A 20,249-nucleotide genomic window follows, 5' to 3' on the forward strand; every position below is an offset into this window, starting at 1 on the left:
GAAAAACGCGACGGTCCCTGAACCCCGTCTTGCATCGATCAAGGATGCGGTTTACGCCCTCAGGCCTTACCTGAGGACGAACAAACATGCTTGACATCAAATGGATTCGCGACAACCCGAAGGCCCTTGTCGAAGCGCTTGTTAAGCGCTCGTGGTCCGGTGAGGATGCGCAGTCCACGGTCGACCGGCTCATCGCCTCGGATGAGGCGCGGCGCGAACACGTCACTGAGCTTCAGACAAAGCAGGAGCGCCGCAACGCCGCTTCGAAGGAGATCGGCAACGCCATGCGTTCGGGCGATGCCGCGCTTGCCGACAAACTGAAAGCCGAGGTCGGCGAGATCAAGACCTTCATCCAGAATGGCGAGGCGCGCGAACGCGAACTCGACAAGGCGCTGAACGATGCACTGGCAGTGCTGCCCAATGTGCCGCTCGACGACGTGCCAGTCGGCAAGGACGAGCACGACAATGTCGTCAGGCGCACCGTCGGCAAGGTGCCGACACGCCCCAATTGGGTGAAGGAGCATTTCGAGATCGGCGAAGCACTCGGCATGATGGATTTCGAGCGCGCCGCGAAATTGTCCGGCTCGCGCTTCACCGTGCTGAAGAGCGGGCTGGCGCGAATGGAACGCGCGCTCGGCCAGTTCATGCTGGATCTGCACACCACCGAGCACGGCTACGAAGAGATCCAGCCGCCGCTGATGGTGCGCGACGAGGTCCTTTTCGGCACAAACCAGCTGCCGAAGTTCGAGGAAGACCTTTTCTTCACCCGGCATGGAGACGGCAGGCTGGGCTTGATCCCCACCGCCGAAGTCCCGCTCACCAATCTCGTGCGCGAGGAGATAACCGCCCATGAAAAGCTGCCGCTGCGCTACACGGCGCTGACGCCGTGCTTCCGTTCGGAAGCAGGTTCGGCCGGTCGCGATACGCGCGGCATGCTGCGCCAGCACCAGTTCTACAAGGTCGAACTGGTGTCGATCACCGACCAGGAGTCCTCGCTCGCCGAGCACGAGCGGATGACCGAGTGCGCCGAGGAAGTGCTGAAGCGGCTCGGCCTGCCGTTCCGCACCATGACGCTGTGCACCGGCGACATGGGCTTTGGCGCGCGCAAGACCTATGACATCGAGGTCTGGTTGCCGGGCCAGAACGCCTATCGCGAAATCTCGTCCTGTTCGGTGTGCGGTGACTTCCAGGCGCGGCGCATGGACGCCCGCTACAAGGACAAGGACGGCAAGGGCAACCGCTTTGTCCATACGCTGAACGGCTCCGGCACCGCCGTCGGCCGCGCGCTTATAGCTGTCATCGAAAACTACCAGAATGAGGATGGCAGCGTAACCATTCCTGAAGCGCTGCGGCCTTATATGGGTGGTCTGGCAAAGATCGAATCGAAGTAATGCGCATCCTTCTGACCAATGATGACGGTATCCATGCCGAGGGCCTGGCGTCGCTCGAACGCATCGCCCGCACGCTGTCGGACGATGTCTGGGTGGTGGCGCCGGAGCAGGACCAGTCGGGCTATGCACATTCGCTGTCGATCTCCGAGCCGCTGCGCCTGAGGAAAATCGGCGAGAAGCACTATGCGGTGCGCGGCACGCCGACCGACTGCGTCATCATGGGCGTGAAAAAGATCCTGCCTGGCGCGCCGGACCTGATCCTGTCCGGGGTCAACTCCGGCGCCAACATCGCCGACGACGTCACCTATTCGGGCACTGTCGCCGGCGCCATGGAAGGCGCGCTGCTCGGGGTGCGCTCGATCGCGCTCAGCCAGGCCTACAGCTATCTTGGCGAGGATCGCGTCGTTCCCTACGAGACCACCGAGGCGCTGGCGCCCGCATTGCTGCAGAAGCTTGTCGCCATGCCGCTGCCGGACGGCGTGCTGCTCAACGTCAATTTTCCCAATTGCCTGCCAGAAGAGGTCGTCGGTACGGTGGTGACCTCGCAAGGCAAGCTGGTCCACAGCCTGTGGGTCGACGAGCGCCGCGATGGACGCGGCTTGCCTTACTACTGGCTGCGCTTCGGCCGCGAGCCGGTCGAGGGCAAGCAAGGCACCGACCTCTACGCCATGCGCAACAAACTGGTGTCGGTGACGCCGCTGCAGCTCGACCTTACCGCCCATGAAATCCGCGACCAACTGACCAAGGCTCTCTCATGAACATGGCTGTCGATGACCGCGAAGGTTTTGCCGCCTTTCTGCTTCGCTTGCGTGGCCAGGGCGCGGCTCCGAAGGCGCTGATCGCCGCCTTCGAGGCGACGCCGCGCCGCGGCTTCATCTCCGGACACTTCCACGCCATCGCCTGGTCGGACGGGATGCTGCCGATCGAGTGCGGTGAGGCGATCGAGGGTGCTGACCTGCAGGCGGCGGTGATCGCAGCCCTTGCCATCGAACCCGGCAACCGCGTGCTCGAGATCGGCACCGGATCGGGCTACACGGCTGCGGTGATGTCGCGGCTCGCCTCGCGGGTCGTTACCATCGACCGCTACAAGACGCTGGCCGAGCAGGCCAAACAGCGCTTCGAGGCCCTCGCCATTGGCAACGTCATCGTTCGCCAAGCGGACGGTTCCAACGGGCTGGCCAATGAGGGGCCGTTCGACCGTATCGTCGCCTGGGCGGCCTTCGACAGCCTGCCGCGCTTCCTGCTCGACCAATTGTCGAGCGGCGGAATCGTCATTGCGCCGATCGGGCCGGAAGAGGACGAGCAGGTGCTGGCCAAGCTGACCAAGGTCGGCAGCCGTTTCGAGCGCGAGGACATAGGCAGCGTTCGCCTGCAGCCGATTGTGCGCAGCGTCGCCGCAGTCATCTAGGGGCATTGATATTCAGGTGATGCCGGCCTGCAAATGCTGGCTTCCTGCGCTTCCGGTGCTCACGTACGAAAAGTACGCTCCGCTCCGGTTCTCGGAATCCACCATTTTTGGCTCGGCCTGAGCTGGATCTGAATGGCCCTTCGGCGCACTCGAAAATATTTTAAGAAAAATTGCGTCTGATTCTAAGGGGTTAACCGACCAGTAACATTAACGCGCTTTAATCATGCCTAGTTTGTACCGGGTATGTGCGGGTTAGTGCGATGCAATTCAGTGTTTTGAAGGCAAACGGGCGTAATCTGGCGCGTGGCTGCGCTGTCCTGATGGTTGCAGGCGCGGCGGCAGGATGCAGCTCCCAGGTCTCACGGTTCAACGGTGTCGACGACGTCTTCACCTCCTCGACCAACAATCAGCGCGCCATCATCGACAAGCAGAACACCGCCCAGCCTTATCCGGGCGATGTCGGCGCCGAGCCGGTCGCAGCTGCGCCGGTCGATGGCAGCCATACCCAGTCGGTCAGCCGTTCCAGCCTGGAACCGGTTACCGTTCAGCAACTGCCGCCCCCCAGTCAGCCGGCCCCGGCCGCTGCAAATCCGGTGCGCGCTGCCTCGGCCCCAGTGCTGGCACCTGTCGACAGGACCACGACCGGCACCGTCGATCCGGCCACAAAGCCGTTCAAGGACGCGCAGCCGGATGCGCCGCGCAGCGCCAGCCCGCATGCGACCGAGATCATCGTCAAGGACGGCGAGACCATTTCCGGCCTGTCGCATCGCTACGGCGTGCCCTCGGACGTCATCATGAAGGTCAATGGCCTGAGCGCTACCAAGGGGCTGAAGACCGGCCAGAAGCTGGTTATCCCGGCCTATGCCTATTCGAGCAAGAATTCGGCGTCCGCGCCGAAAATTGCCGACGCCAAGCCCTCGAATGGCACCAAGCACGATTTGCCGGTCAGCGCGCCGGACAAGGTGGCCGTGCTGCCGCAGCAGCCGAAACTCAAGGAAGGCAAGTCTGCCGGCCAGGTGGACGCTTCGGCCGCGGCAAACCAGCCGAAGGATGGCAAGGCAGCACCACAGGTGGCTTCGGCCAAGGCGGCCGCCGGCACCTACACGGTCCAGCAGGGCGATACGCTCTCGGCCATCGCCAGGAAGACCGGTGTCGGCGTCGTCGCGCTGAAGCAGGCGAACGGCATGCAGGACGGCCTGCTCAAGATCGGCCAGACGCTGAAGGTTCCGGCCGGCGGCACCGCGACGCTTGCCGGCGCAAAGCCGGCGAAGGTCGATCCGGTGACGACGGCCACCACCCAGCCGGCGGCGAAGACCACACCCTCGCAGACGCTAGCCTCCTACACGCCGCCGAAGAAGGACGCCAAGGTCATCCAGCAGGCCGAGGACGACGACGCGGTGGCGCCGAACGCCACCGGCATCGGCAAGATGCGCTGGCCGGTGCGTGGCCGGGTGATCTCCAATTTCGGCGGCGGCAAGGACGGTGTCGACATCGCCGTGCCGGCGGGGACGCCGGTCAAGGCAGCCGAGAATGGCGTCGTCATCTATGCCGGCGACGGTCTCAAGGAATTCGGCAACACCGTGCTAGTGCGCCACGAGAACGGACTGGTCACGGTCTATGGCCATGCCAGTTCGATCGAGGTGCAGCGCGGCCAGAAGGTCAAGCGCGGCCAGGAAATCGCGCTTTCAGGCATGAGCGGCACGACAGACTCGCCGAAACTGCACTTCGAAGTGCGCAAGAACTCGGCCCCGGTCGATCCCTCGGGCTACCTCGAATAGAAGAAAAAAAGCATTTGTGTGCCGCCTGACCTCCAGTCCGGCCCGCCGGCTCAGCCCGCTCCGCAAGGGGCGGGCTTTTTCAGTTGCTAATCCCTAAGCGGCTTGCCGAGCCGGCCCGCCAGATCCTGGGTGAACTGCCAGGCGACGCGACCGGAACGGCTGCCGCGCGTCGTCGCCCATTCCAGCGCCTCGGCACGCAGCGTCTCGGGGTCGATGGCGAGGTCGTGATGGCGGATATAGCCGTCGATCATGTCGAGATACTCGTCCTGCGAACATTTGTGAAAGCCGAGCCACAGGCCGAAACGGTCGGACAGCGAGACTTTCTCTTCGACCGCCTCCGACGGGTTGATGGCGGTCGAACGCTCATTGTCGATCATGTCGCGCGGCAACAGGTGGCGCCGGTTCGAGGTGGCATAGAAGATCACGTTGGCTGGGCGGCCCTCGACGCCACCTTCAAGCGCTGCCTTGAGCGATTTGTAGGAGGTGTCGTCATGGTCGAACGACAGGTCGTCGCAAAACAGGATGACGCGAAAGGGCGCCGTCTTCAGTAGTCCCATCAGCTTCGGCAGCGTGTCGATGTCCTCGCGATGGATCTCGATCAGCTTGAGCGGCAGGTCCAGTTTGGCCGAGGCGTTGATCGCGGCGTGCACCGCCTTGACCAACGAGGATTTGCCCATGCCACGCGCGCCCCACAACAGCACGTTGTTGGCGGCGTAGCCGGAGGCGAAGCGCTCGGTGTTGTCGACCAAAATGTCGCGCACGCGGTCGACGCCGCGGATCAGCCCGATGTCAACGCGGTTGACCTTGCGCACCGGCTCGAGATAGCCGGGATCGGCCTGCCAGACGAAGCAATCTGCCTCGGCAAGGTCGGTTTGCGGCACCGGCGGCGGGGCGAGGCGAGAGACCGCCTCGATCAGGCGGTCGAGCTTCTTGTTCAAGGCGTCGATGGTGCTGTCGGTCATTTTTGTGTCTTTTTGTTTTTGCATTCGGGAGCGTGCGGGCGGAAACCTACTTCATTGCGACGACATAAAAACCGCTTCCAACCTTTTGTTTGAGCGTGATCTTTTCCGGAAACGGGGCTCCACTTTTCGGCAACATGCTCTAACACGGGTCAACCGGCCGGAAAAGCAGCTGAAATGCCGGGCGGCGCAGTTGCATTGGCAACTTTACCGACTATATTCCGGCCAAATTTCGCGGGGCCGCCTTGTGGCGGTTTTTCACCATTCAGGAGATCTTGATGTTCGTCACACCGGCATACGCCCAAGGCGTCGGCACCACGCCCGATATGTTCATCAGCATTTTGCCGTTTGTCCTGATTTTCGTGATCATGTATTTTCTGATCATCCGGCCGCAGCGCACGCAGCTGAAGAAGCGCGCCGAGATGCTGGCGGCGGTACGCCGCGGCGACACGGTCGTCACAGGCGGTGGCTTCGTCGGCAAGGTGACCAAGGTGATCGACGACAATGAGCTCGAGATCGATCTCGGCGGCACCAAGGTAACGGCGCTGCGCTCGACGATCGCCGATGTGCGGGTCAAGGGCGAGCCTGTGGCGAACCAGAACGCCAAGAAATAATCGAATTGAAGGCGGAACGCTGCCGCTTGTACGCCTGAACGGACGATAGACAATGCTATATTTTTCGCGCTTCAAGATGATCCTGATCTGGCTGGCCGTGGCCGCCACCGTGGTCCTCGCTGCGCCCAATCTCTTTCCTGCCAGTACGTTGGCCAAGCTTCCAAACTGGGTGCCGAAGCGGCAGATGACGCTCGGCCTCGATCTTCAGGGCGGCTCGCACATCCTGCTCAGGATGGATCCAAACGAACTGGTCAAGGACCGTTTGGAGACGACGCGCGACGAAATCAGGACGCTGCTGCGCGATGCTAAGATCGGCTACACCGGTCTTGGTGGATCGGGCCGGACCGTGCAGGTCCGCATCACCGATCCTGCCCAGGTCGATGCCGCCAAGAAGGCGCTCAAGACATTGACCGATCCGGTGGCAGCAGGCCTGTTCACCGGTGGCTCCGTCCAGGAGATGTCGCTGGATGATTCCGAGCCCGGCCTGCTCAAATTCACCGTCACCGACGCCGGCATCAAATACCGCACGTCGACGGCGCTGACGCAGTCGATCGAGGTCGTCGATCGCCGCGTCAACGAACTGGGCACGACCGAGCCGATCGTGCAGCGGCAAGGTGATGACCGCATTTTGGTCCAGGTGCCGGGTCTGCAGGATCCGCAAAGGCTGAAGGAAATTCTTGGCCAGACCGCCAAGCTGACCTTCCAGATGGTCGACCAGTCGATGCCGGTGCAGGATGCGCTCAACGGCCGCCCGCCCGCGGGGTCTTCGGTGCTGTATTCGCAGGACGATCCGCCGGTTCCGTACCTGATCGAGAACCGCGTCATCGTTTCGGGCGAAAACCTCGCCGATGCGCAAGCGACGTTCAATTCCCAGACCAACGAGCCGGTGGTTTCGTTCACCTTCGATTCCAAGGGGGCGGCACGCTTCGGCCAGGCGACCTCGCAGAATGTCGGCAAGCTGTTTGCCATCATCCTCGACAATCAGGTGATTTCGGCGCCGCAGATCCGCGAGCCGATCCTGGGCGGCTCCGGCCAGATTTCCGGCAGTTTCACTGCCCAGAGCGCCAACGACCTTGCGGTGCTGCTGCGCGCCGGCGCGCTGCCGGCAACGCTGACGGTGATCGAGGAGCGTACGGTGGGTCCGGGTCTCGGCCAGGATTCCATCCATGCCGGCAAGGTCGCCGGCATCATTGGTTCGATCCTCGTCGTCGTCTTCATGTTCGTCGCCTACGGCTTCCTCGGCTTCCTCGCCAATATCGCGCTGGCGGTGCATGTGGCGATGATCATCGGGCTGTTGTCGCTGCTCGGCGCGACGCTGACCTTGCCAGGCATCGCCGGTATCGTGCTGACCATCGGCATGGCGGTCGATTCCAACGTTCTCATTTATGAGCGCATTCGTGAGGAGCGACGAAGCGGCCGCTCGGTGATCCAGGCGATCGACACCGGTTTCACCAAGGCTCTGGCGACCATCGTCGATTCGAACGTCACGGCGCTGATCGCGACGGTGGTGCTGTTCTGGATCGGCACCGGGCCGGTCAAAGGTTTTGCCATCACCTTCGCCATCGGCATCCTGACCACCGTCTTCACCGCGTTCACCTTCACCCGGCTGCTGGTGTCGATCTGGCTTCGCCGCGCGCGGCCGAAGGAGTTGCCGCGGGCTCCGGTGACCTTCATTCCGCCCGGTACGAGAATTCCGTTCATGGGCATCCGCCGCTGGACATTCGCGCTGTCCAGCCTGCTTTCGGTCCTGTCGGTGGTGCTGTTCATGACGATGGACCTCAACTACGGCATCGACTTCAAGGGCGGTTCGCTGATCGAGGTCAAGGCCAAGAATGGCAACGCCGATCTTGGCGACATCCGCGGCAGGCTTTCGGAACTCAACATCGGCGAGGTGCAGGTGCAGCAGTTCGGCGAGCCGACCGATGTGCTGATCCGTGTCGGCACGCAGGACGGCGGCGAGAATGCCGAGCAGACCGTCATCGACAAGGTGCGCGGCGAACTGCAGGACAACTATGACTTCCGCCGTGTCGAAGTGGTGGGGCCGACGGTTTCCGGCGAGCTCGCCAAGCAAGGCACGATCGCCATGCTGGTCGCGCTGCTGGGCATCCTGCTCTATGTCTGGTTCCGCTTCGAATGGCAGTTCGCGGTCGGCGCCATCATTGCGACCGTCCACGACATCGTCATGACGCTCGGCTTCTTCGTCATCACCGGTCTCGAATTCAACCAGTCGTCGCTGGCGGCGATCCTGACCATCATCGGCTATTCGCTGAATGATACGATCGTCGTCTATGACCGCGTTCGCGAGGATCTGCGAAAATACAAGCGAATGCCGCTGCCGCAATTGTTGAACAACGCCATCAACGAAACGCTGTCGAGAACGACGCTGACCGCGGTGACGACGATTCTGGCGCTGCTGGCGCTGGTGCTGTTCGGCGGCGAGGTGATCCGTTCGTTCACGCTGGCGATGCTGTTCGGCGTCGTCTTCGGAACCTATTCGTCGATCTTCATTGCCGCGCCACTGCTCATCCTGTTCAAGCTGCGGGGCGAGAACGCAACCTCCGACGAGGAAAAGCCAGTGAGCGGCGGCAAAGCCGTGGCGACCTGACGGTCGCCGCGGAGGTGGCCAAGGGCATCGTCATCCGCGAGGCGCATTTCCCCGGCCGCGCGCCAATCGAGGCTTACGGCAATGGCGGGTTTCGCTTTGCCGACATGTCGCATCGTGGCTCGCTTTTGTGCCTGCCCTCCGGCATCCATGGCTGGGAGCCGGCCGATCCCATGGCGCTGTCGGTGGCCGATTTCGACAGGCTGCTAGCCGAGGCAGGGGCGGTCGAGATCCTGCTGGTCGGCACCGGCAAGGATCTCAGACCCTTGCCGGCTGCACTGCGTGCCGCGTTGAAAGCGGCGGGCATCTCGTCCGATCCGATGTCCACCGGCGCGGCGGTGCGGACCTACAATGTCCTCTTGGCGGAAAACCGCGCCGTGGCCGCCGCGCTCATCGCCGTCGACTGATATGGCGGACACCATCAAGTTCGTCATGGAAGCGGTGCGCGCCGCCGACCATGACCGCTATCTCTCAGCACTCTACGCGCCCGCGGACAAGCGCGACGCGCTGTTTTCGCTCTATGCCTTCAATGCCGAGATATCAGGCATTCGCGACCGCATCCATGAGGCGCTGCCGGGTGAGGTGCGGCTGCAATGGTGGCGCGATGTCATCGCTGCGGAAGATGGTGGCGTCGGACACCCTGTCGCCGACGCCTTGAAGGCGACGATCTCCGCCCACCGCCTGCCGAAACCGGCATTCGAGAACATGCTCGAAGCGCGTATCTTCGACCTCTATGACGACCCGATGCCGTCGCGCACCGATCTGGAAGGCTACTGCGGCGAGACGGCTGCTGCACTCATCCAGCTCGCGGCGATGGTGCTCGATCCGGTCGAAGCGCCGCGCTTTGCCGAACTTGCCGGCCGGGCAGGCTGCGCGCAGGCGATGACCGGCCTGCTGCTCCTGCTGCCGCTGCACCGCAAGCGCGGCCAATGCTTCGTGCCCGCCGACATCCTGGCGGCCGCAGGATCGTCGCCGGAAGAATTCGTCGCTGGCGATGGCGGTCCTGGCGCGGAGCGGGCGGTGACCGCAATGATCGCGCTGGCGCAGGAGCATTTTTCAGCCTTTGAGCAAGGGGCACCGGCATTGCCGGTCTCGCTGCGTCCAGCATTCCTGCCGCTGGCGCTGTCGCGCGCCTATCTCGGCAAGATGGAAAGCGCCCGTCATTCAGTTCTGGGCAACGTGGCGCGGCTCTCGGCTGTGCGCCGGCATTGGCTGCTGTTGCGCCGCGCGACGCAAGGCTGGCCACCTCTTTGACGTAAACGTCAACCGTGCTAGGACTCCTTCGGGGTCGGAACCGTGTGCAAAACGCGCACCGGCCGGAGGAGATACCCATCCATGAGCCTGCCTGTGTTGATCGCAATCGTCGTCTTCGGCATTGCGTTGTCGGTCTTGGCCGTGCACTTCACCGGCGGCAGCAAGACGGCGACGCTCGGCAGCGCGGATCAGGCGTTGAGCCGTTTTGCAAATGATTTTCCCGATGAATTGGCGACAGCGGTCCGGCTGACGGTGGACAGCAGGACGGCGTTTCTCGACCTTGGGCGAGGGCGCACCGGGATCGTCCACAGCGTCGGCGACTGTTTTTTGACGCGCATCGTTACGCCTGCCGATGTTGTGGCTTTGAATGTCGATGACGCCGGTACGCTCTCTCTCCGGTTTGCCGACTTCACCTGGAAGGGCGGGCGATTCACTTTCGCCGATGAGGCGGACGCCGGCTTCGTGACGGCTGCACTGGCACCGGCACAGCCGGACCAGGCCAAGGAGGCCGCGTGATGGACGACTACAATTTCCCGCAAGTCACCCAGCTCGCCATCCCGTTCTTCGTCGCCGCGATCCTGATCGAGCTTTGGCTGGTGCGCACCGGCCGCGCCAAGGGCTCGTTCGAGACGCGCGACACCTTGACCAGCCTGACGATGGGCACCGGCAATGTCGTTGCCGGGCTGCTGCTCGGCGTCGTGTCCTACTGGGCGCTGCTTTGGCTCTGGCAGTTCAGGGTTTTCGATCTCGGCCTATCGGTGTGGGTGTTCCTGGCGGCCTTCCTGCTCGATGATCTTCGCTACTATGTCTATCACCGCATCGCGCACCGCGTGCGCTGGGTGTGGGCCGAGCACGTCAACCACCATTCCAGCCAGCACTACAATCTATCGACAGCGCTCAGGCAGAGCTGGACCGGCCTGTTCACCTTCATGTTTGTGCTGCAGGCGCCGCTGGTGCTGCTCGGCTTTCATCCGGCCGTCATTGCCTTCACCTTCGGCTTCAACCTCGTCTGGCAATTCTGGATCCACACCGAGGCCATCGGCAAGATGTGGGGCTGGTTCGAGTTCGTCTTCAACACGCCGTCTCACCACCGCGTCCATCACGCCACCAATCCGCGCTATCTCGACGCCAATTATGCCGGCACGCTGATCATCTGGGACCGCATGTTCGGGACTTTCGTCGAGGAATTGGAGGAAGACCGGCCGCGCTACGGCATCGTCAAGAATATCGGCACCTTCAATCCGCTGAAAGTCGCCTTCCACGAATGGATCGGCATGTTCGCGGATGCCTTCGCGCCAAGGCTTACGCTCAGCGACCGCCTGAACTACCTGATCAAGCCGCCTGGCTGGAGCCACGACGGCTCGCGCGAAACCTCGGAAAGCCTGAAGGCGGCCTATGTCAGGCGAAATCCCGGCGAGGCGGGCAAGCCGGGCCTGCCGCCAGTGACCGCCGAGCCCGCAGAGTAGCCAATCTATCACGATCCGCCGGCTGCAGAATCACCGCCAATACGTTGGCCCGTCCCGAGGTAACGTCCGGATTCGCCACCCATGGCGTCCCTGAAACTGCCCTCCAACTCGACCATTGCATCGACAACTGCCGGTGCCTCTGGGGCTGTCTCTCGTGCAAATCGCGCGTTGACATACACGCCGTGAGGATGTGACGGATTGAGGCGGGCTTGGATGGTCCACGACGGCGACAACGAATAGAGCGTCTTCATGAAATCAACGAGGAATCGGTCGTTGTACGGGCCCTCAAGGCGCTGCACGGCAACGATCCTTTGCAAGCTTCGATCGCGGTTCTCGTTGTAGTCTTCGTTTTCAAGCACCCAGCCCTTGCCTCCATGGGGCTGGCCGATCATCGCTTCAAGCGCCGGTATGTGAACCTGGCGCAACTTCCGCCTGTTGTTGCACCGGATGTAGATGCTCCAGAAGATCTCGTAGTCGCCGGCGAATGGTTCCTCACTCTCCGGCCAGCCCGGTGGCAGAAGCTGAGGGATCGTGCCGAATTCGGATCCAGGCACGCGGCTACTCCGCGGCAGCTTGCGCCGTCGGCGCCGGCAAGCCCAGCCATTCGCGGCAGTCCCGCAGTGCCCGCGCTGTCGTCGCCTTCTTTTTCGCGATCGACTTTTCCTTGCCGCGAAAGCGACCCTCGAGCCCGTCGGGCCGCAGCTTGGTGCCGGGGTCCAGGGGTGGGAACAGGCCGAAATTGACGTTCATCGGCTGGAACGAACGTTTTCCTGGCTCGTCGTCGGAAACGATGTGGCCGCCGGTGATGTGGTTGAGCAGCGCGCCGAGGGCGGTGGTCAGCGGCGGCAGCGATGGTGCGTGGCCGAGCCGCTCGGCGGCGGCGAAGCGGCCGGCCAGCAGGCCGATGGCCGCGCTCTCGACATAGCCCTCGCAGCCGGTGATCTGGCCGGCAAAGCGCAGGCCGGGGCGCGACTTCAGCTGCAGCGAGGAGTCGAGCAAGGTCGGCGAATTGATGTAGGTGTTGCGGTGCAGGCCGCCGAGGCGGGCGAAGTCGGCATTTTCGAGGCCCGGTATGGTGCGGAACACGCGCACCTGTTCGGCATGCTTCAGCTTGGTCTGGAAGCCCACCATGTTGTAGAGCGTGCCCAGCGCATTGTCCTGCCGCAGCTGGACGACGGCATAGGCCTTCACCGTCGGATTGTGCTCGTTTGTCAGCCCCATCGGCTTCATCGGTCCATAGCGCAGCGTCTCGACGCCGCGTTCGGCCATGATCTCGATCGGCAGGCAGCCGTCGAAATAGGGCGTGCCTTCCCATTGTTTGAATTCGGTTTTCTGGCCGTCGACCAGCGCCTGCACGAAGGCCAGGTACTGCTCCTTGTCCAGGGGACAGTTGATGTAGTCCTTGCCGGTGCCGCCGGGCCCGACCTTGTCGTAACGCGACTGGAACCAGCAGATGTCCATGTCGATAGAGTCGAAATGGACGATCGGCGCAATGGCGTCGAAGAAGGCGAGCGCGTCGGCGCCGGTCACTTCCGCGATCGACTGGGCAAGCCCAGGCGCGGTCAGCGGGCCGGTGGCGATGATCGCCTGATCCCAGTCCGTCGGTGGCAGCCCCGGCACTTCCTCGCGCTGGATGGTGATGAGTGGATGCGCCTCGAGCCTTTTGGTCACCGCTTGCGAAAACCCGTCGCGGTCGACGGCAAGCGCGCCACCGGCCGGCACCTGGTGCGCGTCGCCGGCGCTCATGATCAGCGAGCCGGCCAGCCGCATTTCGGCGTGCAACAGGCCGACCGCATTGTTTTCGGCGTCGTCGGAGCGAAAGGAATTCGAACAGACGAGCTCGGCCAGCCCATCCGTCTTGTGGGCGTCGGTGCCGCGGACGGGACGCATTTCATGCAGCACGACCGGCACGCCGGCTTGCGCTGCTTGCCATGCCGCTTCGGAACCGGCGAGGCCGCCGCCGATGATGTGAATGGGATTTTTGCTCATGAGCGCCGGAATAATCGCTTGCAGCTGCGATTGCAATTGGCGCGATGAGGGGGGAAAGCCTGCCCCAAAAACAACAACACCCGCCGGGGGAGGAGGTCCGGCGGGTGTCGTTTTGGTGGTCGATCCTCGGGAGGAGGTGAAGATCGACCGTATTCGTCATCGCCGGGGAGGAGGTCGGCTTTGACGAAATTCTTTTCGCCTGAAGACGAAATCTCTTTCGCTTCGTGAAAGGGGGCGAAACCCTTTTCGGGAAACAACGCCCGCCGCGGGAGGAGGTGCGGCGGGCGCCGTTTTGGTGGTCAACCCTCGGGAGGAGGTGAAGGCTGACCGTATCCGTCAGGGTCGGGGAGGAGGTCGACCCTGGCGAAATTCCTTAACTTCAGAGCGCCTTGCGGGCGACGTGCTTGATCTCGTCGCGGATGATGCCGAGATCATGGAGCTGGCGGTTCGAAAGGCGACCCAGCTCGTTAACGGTGTCGCGGTAGACGCGCCAGTTACGATAGTTACGGATCAGGTTCATTGTCGTTCTCTTTTCAAACTGGTTCGGACCATTTGCGGCCCGAAGAGGATTAGACCGCCTTGCGGGCGACGTAGTGAATGTCGCTGCGGCCGATGCCGAGGTCGTTCAGTTCACGGTTGCTCAGGCGGCTCAGCTCGGAAACGGTGTTCCGGTAGCGGCGCCAGTTGCGGTAGTTGCGGATCAGGTTCATGGTATTCTCGTTTCGTCTTTCTTTCGGATCATTCCGTCTTTCAGTACGCCATGAAGATAGGTGGACCTGTATCGATTTAAAAGCGCTATTGGTGCATAGCAGCAATGCAAATTGTGCAATGCAATATTAACGCGCGTTCACGTCTTCGACACAAACAAACCCGAATCGGAAAATGCCGTTGCGTCAACGGCTTGCCCGGATCGGCTGAAAAAATGACCAAGCTGGGGAGAAGGGTATGGCGAGCTATTCGTCACGGGTCAGGGCGGATATAGCACGGTGGCTGAAGACAGGCCTGATCGACACGCCGACGGCCGATGCGCTGGAGCGCGACGTCGAGGCCAACGAGCGCAAATCGCTGAGCTTCGGCTCGATCCTGGCGATGATGGCGGCGCTGCTGTTTGGGGCGGCAATCCTGATCTTCGTCGCCGCCAACTGGGAAGCCATCCCGCGGCTGGCCCGGGTCGCGGCACTCTTTGCCATCATCCTCGCCGGCTATGTCGGCGGCGCGGTGCTGAAGACGCGCGACCATGCGGCGATCGGCGAGGCGCTCTGGATCGTCGCGGCAGCGGCATTCGGCGGCTCGATCGCGCTGATCGGCCAGATGTATCATCTGTCCGGCGACGAGGCGTCGGCCTTGATCACCTGGGGCGCGGGTACGGCGTTGGCGGCGGTCGCGTTGCGCTCCAATCCCTTGACAGTCGCCGCCGTCGGCATCGCCGATGCCTGGCTGTTCTTCAAGGGGTTCGATTATTACAACCGCACGGAATTTCCGCATTTCTTCGTCGTCATGGCGCTGGTGCTGTTCGCCATCTCGTTCTGGACCCGCAGCCAGGCGGCGCGGCACCTGATCATCCTGTCGGTCATCTTCTATCTCGTGCTGTTGGCCATGCACCACGACACGCTGCAGGTCGCTGTCCCGCTGGTTGTCGCGTCGGCGCTGCTTTTCGCGGCGGCGACCTTCGCTGCCGAACCTGTCGACAGGATCGTACAGCTCGGCGGCCGGCTGCCCTTGCACGCTTTGATCGGCTTTCTCACCGGCCTGGCGATGATCCAGTTCGAGCTGGCCGATGAAAGCAACGCCAATGGCGGCTTTGCCATTGCCTCGGCTATCGCGCTCGCCGGCATTGTCGCGGCGATCATGCTGGGTGGACGCGAGAGCAGGGGATTGCGCTGGGTTGCCTATGCCGGCTTCGCCTTCGAACTTGCGATCATCTATGTGGTGATGTTGCAGTCGATGCTTGACACCGCAGGCTTCTTCCTGGCGGCGGCGGTGCTTCTCGGCATCCTTGCTCTTGTCATCATCCGCATCGAGAAGCGGATGAAGGCGCCCAGTACAGAAGGAGCGGCGGCATGATGACCGGAAAGAGACTTGTTATCTCGGCGCTGGTGCTGGCGCTCGTCCAGATCGGCTTCCTGAGCTGGATCATCGCCGGCCGGGCGGCGATCCTGCGCGACGGCAAGGAGGTCCTTCTAAAGGTCGAGCCGATCGATCCGCGCGACCTGTTGCGTGGGGACTACATCATCCTCAGCTACGATATTTCGCGGATACCGGTGAAGATGATCGCCAACATTCCGGCCGGCAAGCTTACCAGCGACGACACGCCGATCGTGGTGAGGCTGAAAAAGGGCACTGACGGCTATTGGCTGCCGACCACCGCCTGGTTCGGGCAAGCGCCGGCGTCGGCAGCTTCCGACGAAGCCGATATCGTCGGGCACGTGGCCGCGGGCTGGGATCTCAACCCGGAGACGACGATCGCTCCGGATTTTGGCATCGAGCGCTTCTATCTGCCGGAAGGCGAGGGGATGGCGATCCAGAACGATATGCGGGTACGTCCGTTCGGCATCCGGGCCGCGCTCGCCAGCGACGGCACTGCGCAGGTCAAGGCGTTGATGGACGGCGACAAGACGCTGTTCGAGGAACCGGCCTATTAGAATGCGTGATTAGAAAGCGTGGCCGAGGTGCAGATCTTGGTGGCGGCCACCTTGCGAATTTCGATGACCTTCTGCGTGGAATGGTGTGAAGCGTGACAATTACCCTGACGACGCGAGAAGACATCAATCTCGACACCGTTTTTCGCGTCGCCTGGAAAAAGGACAGGGTCGAAATCAGCGGCAAGGCCCTGCAACGCATCGCAGAATGCCGCGCATCGTTCCTGCGACTTATCGAGTCTGATCCTCCCCCGGTCATCTATGGCGTCACCACCGCCATGGGGGAACTGGCGAGCCGGCGGCTCGAACATGACGAGCGGGACCGCCATGCGCGCATCAAGGCCTTCGCAGCCGCCACCTCGTTTGGCGATCCTCTGCCGGATCGCGTGGTCAGGGCGATCGTGCTCGCCCGCCTGACCAATTTCCTTGAAGGAAACGCCGCGACCACACCACGCATCGCGCTCGCCGTCGCTGCGATGCTGGCCGGCGGCCCGATGCCGATGGTGCCATCCACCGGCCAGGGCGGTGCCGGCGAAATACTCGCCCTCTATCCGCTGTTTGCGGAGCTTTCGACGCGCTTCGACCTCGAGGTCAAGGAACGGGGCTCGCTGATCAACGGGTCGCCCTGCGCTGCAGCCCTTGTGGCCGATGCGGCGCTGGCGGCCCGCCGCCGCGTTCGCCTGGCGCAAAAGGTCTTTGCGCTGTCGATCGAAGCGTTTCGCGCGCCGCTCGAACACTATGATCCTGCACTCGACGTGCTTTGGGGCGACGAGCACGAAGCAACCGCCCTGCGCGGATTGCGGGAGTTCCTCGTCGGCGCCGGAGACGGGCGGCGCAATTATCAGGCGCCGGTCAGCTACCGCATCGTACCACGCATACTGGGGCACGCACATCGAGCACTGTCTTCGGCCGAGCGGGCAGCCACTGTGTCGCTGGCTTCGATATCGGACAATCCTGTCTACATCCCGCCCGACGACGTTCACCCGCTCGGTCGTTGCATCAGCACCGGAGGCTATCACAACGCCATGGCAACGCCGGCGCTGGATGATCTGGCGGCGATATGGGCCGATCTCTGCCTGCTTTGCGACCGCCACAGTTCAAAGCTCTTGAACGGCAAGGTGTCGCTGCTGCCCGACCTTTTGATGACCGGGCGGCATTGGGCCGACAGCGACGGCCACGGCAATGTCGGCTATGTGCCAATGGCGATCACCGGCTATCTCGAGCAAGCCAAGCTTGCGGCGCAGCGCACCTTCATCCCGGGAACGGAATCGGCCGGCGCCGGGCAGGACGATGTCGCCACGACGGTGTTCTTCGCCTGGTCGAAGGAAGCGACCGCCGGCCGCTGCGTCGATGCGGCGATGGCGATGCTGGCCATGATCGCCTCGCAGGCGCTGCACGTCACGGAGCGCGCCGCACCGCCGGCGCTTCAGGCCTTCGTGGCGGATGTCAGGACGATCGTGCCGCCGGTCGAGGCCGACCGCGTGCTGGGACCCGAACTTGCGGATTTGAGTGAGTGGTTCACCAGGCAGGTCTTCGAGAAGTAAGTTGCTGGTGCGGGTAGAGGGACTCGAACCCCCACGCTTTCACGCCAGAACCTAAATCTGGTGCGTCTACCAATTCCGCCATACCCGCGCTGCCCGGCAATCTCATGTAGCCATCATTCTGTCAATGTCAGGGCCAAAATGGCACTATTCGCTGCAACGCGAAGATGGTTGAAAATCAGCCGCGCCTGTGACAAAAGGCGTGTCAAATGTGACGGGACGCGACGATCCGCTTCTGCAGAATGTGATAAGAAGTAGGAAAAACAAAGACTTATTCACATTTTGGAGCGCAGTTTGGGGGAATTTGAGCCGCTTTTGCGGTCAAATCGCCAGGTTCCGTACCAAAAGCCATTCCCGGCAAGATTGTACCGGCAGGCGGTAAACGGCAGGAGCCGTTTGGCAGCCTCATTGGTGAAAAAAAGGTTTTACGATGCAGGTCACCGAAACGCTCAACTCCGGTCTCAAGCGCGAGATCAAGATCACCGTGCCGGCCGGTGACATGGAGGCCAAGCTGATGGCGCGGCTTTCCGACGCCAGGAACAAGGTCCGCATCAACGGCTTCCGCCCCGGCAAGGTGCCGGTGCAGCACCTGCGCAAGGTCTACGGCAAGTCGTTCATGGCCGAAGTGGTCAACGAGATTCTCAACGATTCGACCCGTTCGATCATCACCGGGCGCGGCGAAAAAGCCGCCATGCAGCCTGAAGTGATCATGACCGAGGACGAGAAGGAAGCCGAGAAGATCCTGGCCGGCGGTGCCGACTTCGAGTTCAGCATCAACTACGAGATCATCCCGGCGATCGAGATCAAGGATTTCTCGGACATCAAGGTAACACGCCAGGTGTTCGATGTGCCTGATACCGAGATCGACGAGCAGGTTCAGCGCGTTGCCGAATCGGCGCGCACCTACGAGCCGAAGACCGGCAAGGCCGCCGAAGGCGACCGCGTCAGCATCGACTATGTCGGCAAGATCGACGGCGAAGCCTTCGCTGGCGGCGCCGGCACCGACCAGCCGCTGGTGCTCGGTTCCAAGGAGTTCATTCCCGGCTTCGAGGACCAGCTTGTCGGCGCCAAGGCTGGCGACGAGAAGCAGGTGACGGTCACCTTCCCGGAAAACTACCAGGCGGCGCATCTGGCCGGCAAGGAAGCGACCTTCGACGTCACCGTCAAGGAAGTGTCCAAGCCCGGCGCGTTGGAAATCAATGACGAGACCGCCAAGAACCTCGGTCTCGAGTCGCTGGAGCGCCTGCGCGAGGTGGTGCGCACCCAGATCGAGAACCAGTTCGGTTCGATGACGCGCCAGAAGGTCAAGCGCCAGCTGCTCGATCAGCTCGACGCCGCCTATTCGTTCGAAGCGCCGTCGAAGCTTGTCGAAGCCGAGTTCAACAACATCTGGACCCAGGTCAACCGCGATCTCGAAGCCGCCGGCCGCACCTTCGCCGACGAGGAGACGACGGAAGAAGAGGCACGCGCCGAATATCTTCGGCTTGCCGAGCGCCGCGTGCGTCTCGGCCTGGTGCTTGCCGAAATCGGCGAGAAGGCCGGTGTCACCGTTTCGGATGAGGAATTGCAGCGCGGCCTGTTCGAGCAGGTGCGCCGCTATCCGGCCGCCCAGCAGCAGGAAGCCTTCGAATTCTACCGCAGCAACCCGGAAGCGCTGAACACGCTGCGCGCGCCGATGTTCGAGGAGAAGGTGGTCGACCATCTGCTCGGCCAGATTTCGGTCACCGACGTCAAGGTCAGCAAGGAAGAGCTGATGGCCGACGACGAAGAGGCCGAAACAGCCAAGGCAAAGCCGGCGAAGAAAGCCGCTGCCAAGAAGGCTGATGCCAAGGCTGATGACGCAGAAGAGCCCAAGAAGAAGGCCGCGCCGAAGAAAAAGGCGGCCAAGGACGCCGAATAACATTATATTCCACTGAAACAGGAAGGCCGCCGTAAGGCGGCCTTTTTCGTTGTGGCGTTGAGGCAACAGACTCCCTGGCAAGTGACTGACGCCGGCTGGCGATACGAAACCTTGATCACTATCTGCTGCTGTGTTGCAAAGCGCAGGGTCGTGGAGGCATCGTGAGGCATTTCGTCGGAATGCGAGGCGTGGTTGCCACGGCGGTCGCTCTCGCCTCGGTCTGTGGCATCGCCCGGGCAGATGCCGTTCTTGACAATTGGCGGTTTGACACCGGTAGCGATGGTTTGGTCACGGCCTCGCTCTACGCCACCAACAAGCTGATCACCGGCGGCGGTGCGTTGGGCTACAGTCCGATTTTGACCATCGCCTGCCGACCCGGTGGCGAGCCGAACTGGAGCGAATGGCTGCAGCTGAACGACAGCGTTTCGGCAACTCGGACCCTCACCATGTCGGTTACGGTGGACCAGGGCAGCAAGCTCGATGAGAGTTGGTCAGTCGGCACGCATGGCAGGATGCTGGTCCGGGACGGTTCTGACGGCATCAAGCGACTCGTCAGCGCGAACCGGCTCCTGCTTTCCTGGCGGTTCGGCCTGTTGTCGGGACGAGGCGAGGCCGACTTCGACCTTGCCGGGCTTGGTGAGGCGGTTAGCCAGATTGCCGGGACTTGCAACACCCAGGTGCCTTGATGCCGCAAATATTTCCCGCGTC

The 20,249-nt window shown here is 62.6% G+C and carries 20 protein-coding genes and 1 tRNA gene; 15 read left to right on the plus strand and 6 right to left on the minus strand.

Annotated features, from left to right (window positions below; all coding sequences use genetic code 11):
- The first annotated feature begins 86 nt into the window (after window positions 1–86).
- The 4 genes from serS (at window position 87) to LHFGNBLO_RS21225 (ending at window position 4,577) form a co-directional block, all read left to right on the plus strand.
- Window positions 87–1,391 carry a serine--tRNA ligase gene (gene serS, locus LHFGNBLO_RS21210; RefSeq protein WP_258601300.1) on the plus strand — a complete coding sequence of 435 codons (1,305 nt, stop codon included), beginning with the start codon at window positions 87–89 and terminating at the stop codon, window positions 1,389–1,391.
- The gene (gene surE, locus LHFGNBLO_RS21215; protein WP_258601301.1) at window positions 1,391–2,149 is read left to right on the plus strand and encodes a 5'/3'-nucleotidase SurE; all 759 of its coding nucleotides are present in this window, start codon (window positions 1,391–1,393) and stop codon (window positions 2,147–2,149) included. The genes serS and surE overlap by 1 nt, the downstream gene beginning before the upstream one ends.
- The gene (locus tag LHFGNBLO_RS21220; RefSeq protein ID WP_258601302.1) at window positions 2,146–2,799 is read left to right on the plus strand and encodes a protein-L-isoaspartate(D-aspartate) O-methyltransferase; all 654 of its coding nucleotides are present in this window, start codon (window positions 2,146–2,148) and stop codon (window positions 2,797–2,799) included. The genes surE and LHFGNBLO_RS21220 overlap by 4 nt, the downstream gene beginning before the upstream one ends.
- Window positions 2,800–3,059: 260 nt before the next feature.
- Window positions 3,060–4,577: a peptidoglycan DD-metalloendopeptidase family protein gene (locus LHFGNBLO_RS21225; protein WP_258601303.1), complete on the plus strand. Its 1,518-nt coding sequence runs from the start codon at window positions 3,060–3,062 to the stop codon at window positions 4,575–4,577.
- 86 nt (window positions 4,578–4,663) lie between these two features.
- Here the strand turns inward: LHFGNBLO_RS21225 and LHFGNBLO_RS21230 are convergent, their stop codons facing one another.
- Complete coding sequence (locus tag LHFGNBLO_RS21230) at window positions 4,664–5,539, minus strand: ATP-binding protein (protein ID WP_258601304.1); 876 nt, start codon at window positions 5,537–5,539, stop codon at window positions 4,664–4,666.
- A gap of 275 nt (window positions 5,540–5,814) precedes the next feature.
- Here LHFGNBLO_RS21230 and yajC point away from each other — a divergent pair, with 275 nt between their 5' ends.
- From yajC to LHFGNBLO_RS21260, 6 genes are all read left to right on the plus strand, one after another.
- Window positions 5,815–6,150 (plus strand): preprotein translocase subunit YajC, encoded by a 336-nt coding sequence (yajC, locus tag LHFGNBLO_RS21235; protein WP_258601305.1) that lies wholly within the window; start codon window positions 5,815–5,817, stop codon window positions 6,148–6,150.
- A 52-nt stretch (window positions 6,151–6,202) separates the two neighbouring features.
- The gene (gene secDF / locus LHFGNBLO_RS21240) at window positions 6,203–8,755 is read left to right on the plus strand and encodes a protein translocase subunit SecDF (protein ID WP_258601307.1); all 2,553 of its coding nucleotides are present in this window, start codon (window positions 6,203–6,205) and stop codon (window positions 8,753–8,755) included.
- A 14-nt stretch (window positions 8,756–8,769) separates the two neighbouring features.
- A complete protein-coding gene (locus LHFGNBLO_RS21245; RefSeq protein ID WP_258601309.1) occupies window positions 8,770–9,159 on the plus strand; it encodes an Mth938-like domain-containing protein in 390 nt (129 codons plus the stop codon).
- 1 nt (window position 9,160) lies between these two features.
- Window positions 9,161–10,006 (plus strand): phytoene/squalene synthase family protein, encoded by an 846-nt coding sequence (locus tag LHFGNBLO_RS21250; RefSeq protein ID WP_258601311.1) that lies wholly within the window; start codon window positions 9,161–9,163, stop codon window positions 10,004–10,006.
- An 81-nt stretch (window positions 10,007–10,087) separates the two neighbouring features.
- A complete protein-coding gene (locus LHFGNBLO_RS21255; RefSeq protein ID WP_258601313.1) occupies window positions 10,088–10,522 on the plus strand; it encodes a hypothetical protein in 435 nt (144 codons plus the stop codon).
- Window positions 10,522–11,472, plus strand: a complete 951-nt coding sequence (locus LHFGNBLO_RS21260) for a sterol desaturase family protein (protein ID WP_258601314.1) — start codon at window positions 10,522–10,524, stop codon at window positions 11,470–11,472. The genes LHFGNBLO_RS21255 and LHFGNBLO_RS21260 overlap by 1 nt, the downstream gene beginning before the upstream one ends.
- Before the next feature lie 8 nt (window positions 11,473–11,480).
- Here LHFGNBLO_RS21260 and LHFGNBLO_RS21265 read toward each other — a convergent pair whose 3' ends face one another.
- From LHFGNBLO_RS21265 to LHFGNBLO_RS21280, 4 genes are all read right to left on the minus strand, one after another.
- The gene (locus LHFGNBLO_RS21265; RefSeq protein WP_258601316.1) at window positions 11,481–12,026 is read right to left on the minus strand and encodes a hypothetical protein; all 546 of its coding nucleotides are present in this window, start codon (window positions 12,024–12,026) and stop codon (window positions 11,481–11,483) included.
- A 4-nt stretch (window positions 12,027–12,030) separates the two neighbouring features.
- Window positions 12,031–13,461, minus strand: coding sequence for a methylenetetrahydrofolate--tRNA-(uracil(54)-C(5))-methyltransferase (FADH(2)-oxidizing) TrmFO (gene trmFO / locus LHFGNBLO_RS21270; RefSeq protein ID WP_258601317.1), 1,431 nt, complete (start codon window positions 13,459–13,461; stop codon window positions 12,031–12,033).
- Window positions 13,462–13,840: 379 nt separating this feature from the next.
- Window positions 13,841–13,981 (minus strand): DUF1127 domain-containing protein, encoded by a 141-nt coding sequence (locus LHFGNBLO_RS21275; RefSeq protein WP_258601318.1) that lies wholly within the window; start codon window positions 13,979–13,981, stop codon window positions 13,841–13,843.
- A 49-nt stretch (window positions 13,982–14,030) separates the two neighbouring features.
- Complete coding sequence (locus tag LHFGNBLO_RS21280) at window positions 14,031–14,171, minus strand: DUF1127 domain-containing protein (protein ID WP_006203483.1); 141 nt, start codon at window positions 14,169–14,171, stop codon at window positions 14,031–14,033.
- Between the two features lie 235 nt (window positions 14,172–14,406).
- Here LHFGNBLO_RS21280 and LHFGNBLO_RS21285 point away from each other — a divergent pair, with 235 nt between their 5' ends.
- The 3 genes from LHFGNBLO_RS21285 to LHFGNBLO_RS21295 all read left to right on the plus strand — a co-directional run bounded on the left by LHFGNBLO_RS21285 (window position 14,407) and on the right by LHFGNBLO_RS21295 (window position 17,644).
- Window positions 14,407–15,525, plus strand: a complete 1,119-nt coding sequence (locus tag LHFGNBLO_RS21285; protein WP_258601319.1) for a DUF2157 domain-containing protein — start codon at window positions 14,407–14,409, stop codon at window positions 15,523–15,525.
- Complete coding sequence (locus tag LHFGNBLO_RS21290) at window positions 15,522–16,103, plus strand: GDYXXLXY domain-containing protein (protein ID WP_258601320.1); 582 nt, start codon at window positions 15,522–15,524, stop codon at window positions 16,101–16,103. Before LHFGNBLO_RS21285 ends, LHFGNBLO_RS21290 begins: the two co-directional genes overlap by 4 nt.
- Before the next feature lie 92 nt (window positions 16,104–16,195).
- Window positions 16,196–17,644 (plus strand): aromatic amino acid lyase, encoded by a 1,449-nt coding sequence (locus tag LHFGNBLO_RS21295; protein ID WP_258601321.1) that lies wholly within the window; start codon window positions 16,196–16,198, stop codon window positions 17,642–17,644.
- A gap of 5 nt (window positions 17,645–17,649) precedes the next feature.
- Here the strand turns inward: LHFGNBLO_RS21295 and LHFGNBLO_RS21300 are convergent.
- A tRNA-Leu gene (locus tag LHFGNBLO_RS21300) sits at window positions 17,650–17,732 on the minus strand.
- A gap of 339 nt (window positions 17,733–18,071) precedes the next feature.
- Between LHFGNBLO_RS21300 and tig the strand changes: the two genes are divergently transcribed.
- Together tig and LHFGNBLO_RS21310 are read left to right on the plus strand one after the other, a co-directional pair.
- On the plus strand, window positions 18,072–19,541 hold the full coding sequence (tig, locus tag LHFGNBLO_RS21305; protein ID WP_258601322.1) for a trigger factor: 1,470 nt from the start codon (window positions 18,072–18,074) through the stop codon (window positions 19,539–19,541).
- Between the two features lie 161 nt (window positions 19,542–19,702).
- Window positions 19,703–20,227, plus strand: a complete 525-nt coding sequence (locus tag LHFGNBLO_RS21310; RefSeq protein WP_258601323.1) for a hypothetical protein — start codon at window positions 19,703–19,705, stop codon at window positions 20,225–20,227.
- The last annotated feature ends 22 nt before the right edge of the window (window positions 20,228–20,249 follow it).

Origin of the sequence: Mesorhizobium sp. AR10, assembly GCF_024746795.1 — a bacterium.
In the GTDB taxonomy this organism is placed as follows: Bacteria; Pseudomonadota; Alphaproteobacteria; order Rhizobiales; family Rhizobiaceae; genus Mesorhizobium.

Excerpts from the sequence above, each read along its gene's own strand:
- trmFO (WP_258601317.1), bottom strand. The coding sequence starts at position 13,461 with ATGAGCAAAAATCCCATTCACATCATCGGCGGCGGCCTCGCCGGTTCC.
- LHFGNBLO_RS21250 (WP_258601311.1), top strand. The coding sequence starts at position 9,161 with ATGGCGGACACCATCAAGTTCGTCATGGAAGCGGTGCGCGCCGCCGAC.
- LHFGNBLO_RS21225 (WP_258601303.1), top strand. The coding sequence starts at position 3,060 with ATGCAATTCAGTGTTTTGAAGGCAAACGGGCGTAATCTGGCGCGTGGC.
- LHFGNBLO_RS21280 (WP_006203483.1), bottom strand. The coding sequence starts at position 14,171 with ATGAACCTGATCCGCAACTACCGCAACTGGCGCCGCTACCGGAACACC.
- yajC (WP_258601305.1), top strand. The coding sequence starts at position 5,815 with ATGTTCGTCACACCGGCATACGCCCAAGGCGTCGGCACCACGCCCGAT.
- tig (WP_258601322.1), top strand. The coding sequence starts at position 18,072 with ATGCAGGTCACCGAAACGCTCAACTCCGGTCTCAAGCGCGAGATCAAG.
- LHFGNBLO_RS21275 (WP_258601318.1), bottom strand. The coding sequence starts at position 13,981 with ATGAACCTGATCCGTAACTATCGTAACTGGCGCGTCTACCGCGACACC.
- LHFGNBLO_RS21230 (WP_258601304.1), bottom strand. The coding sequence starts at position 5,539 with ATGACCGACAGCACCATCGACGCCTTGAACAAGAAGCTCGACCGCCTG.
- LHFGNBLO_RS21290 (WP_258601320.1), top strand. The coding sequence starts at position 15,522 with ATGATGACCGGAAAGAGACTTGTTATCTCGGCGCTGGTGCTGGCGCTC.
- LHFGNBLO_RS21285 (WP_258601319.1), top strand. The coding sequence starts at position 14,407 with ATGGCGAGCTATTCGTCACGGGTCAGGGCGGATATAGCACGGTGGCTG.
- surE (WP_258601301.1), top strand. The coding sequence starts at position 1,391 with ATGCGCATCCTTCTGACCAATGATGACGGTATCCATGCCGAGGGCCTG.
- serS (WP_258601300.1), top strand. The coding sequence starts at position 87 with ATGCTTGACATCAAATGGATTCGCGACAACCCGAAGGCCCTTGTCGAA.
- LHFGNBLO_RS21255 (WP_258601313.1), top strand. The coding sequence starts at position 10,088 with ATGAGCCTGCCTGTGTTGATCGCAATCGTCGTCTTCGGCATTGCGTTG.
- LHFGNBLO_RS21220 (WP_258601302.1), top strand. The coding sequence starts at position 2,146 with ATGAACATGGCTGTCGATGACCGCGAAGGTTTTGCCGCCTTTCTGCTT.
- LHFGNBLO_RS21260 (WP_258601314.1), top strand. The coding sequence starts at position 10,522 with ATGGACGACTACAATTTCCCGCAAGTCACCCAGCTCGCCATCCCGTTC.
- secDF (WP_258601307.1), top strand. The coding sequence starts at position 6,203 with ATGCTATATTTTTCGCGCTTCAAGATGATCCTGATCTGGCTGGCCGTG.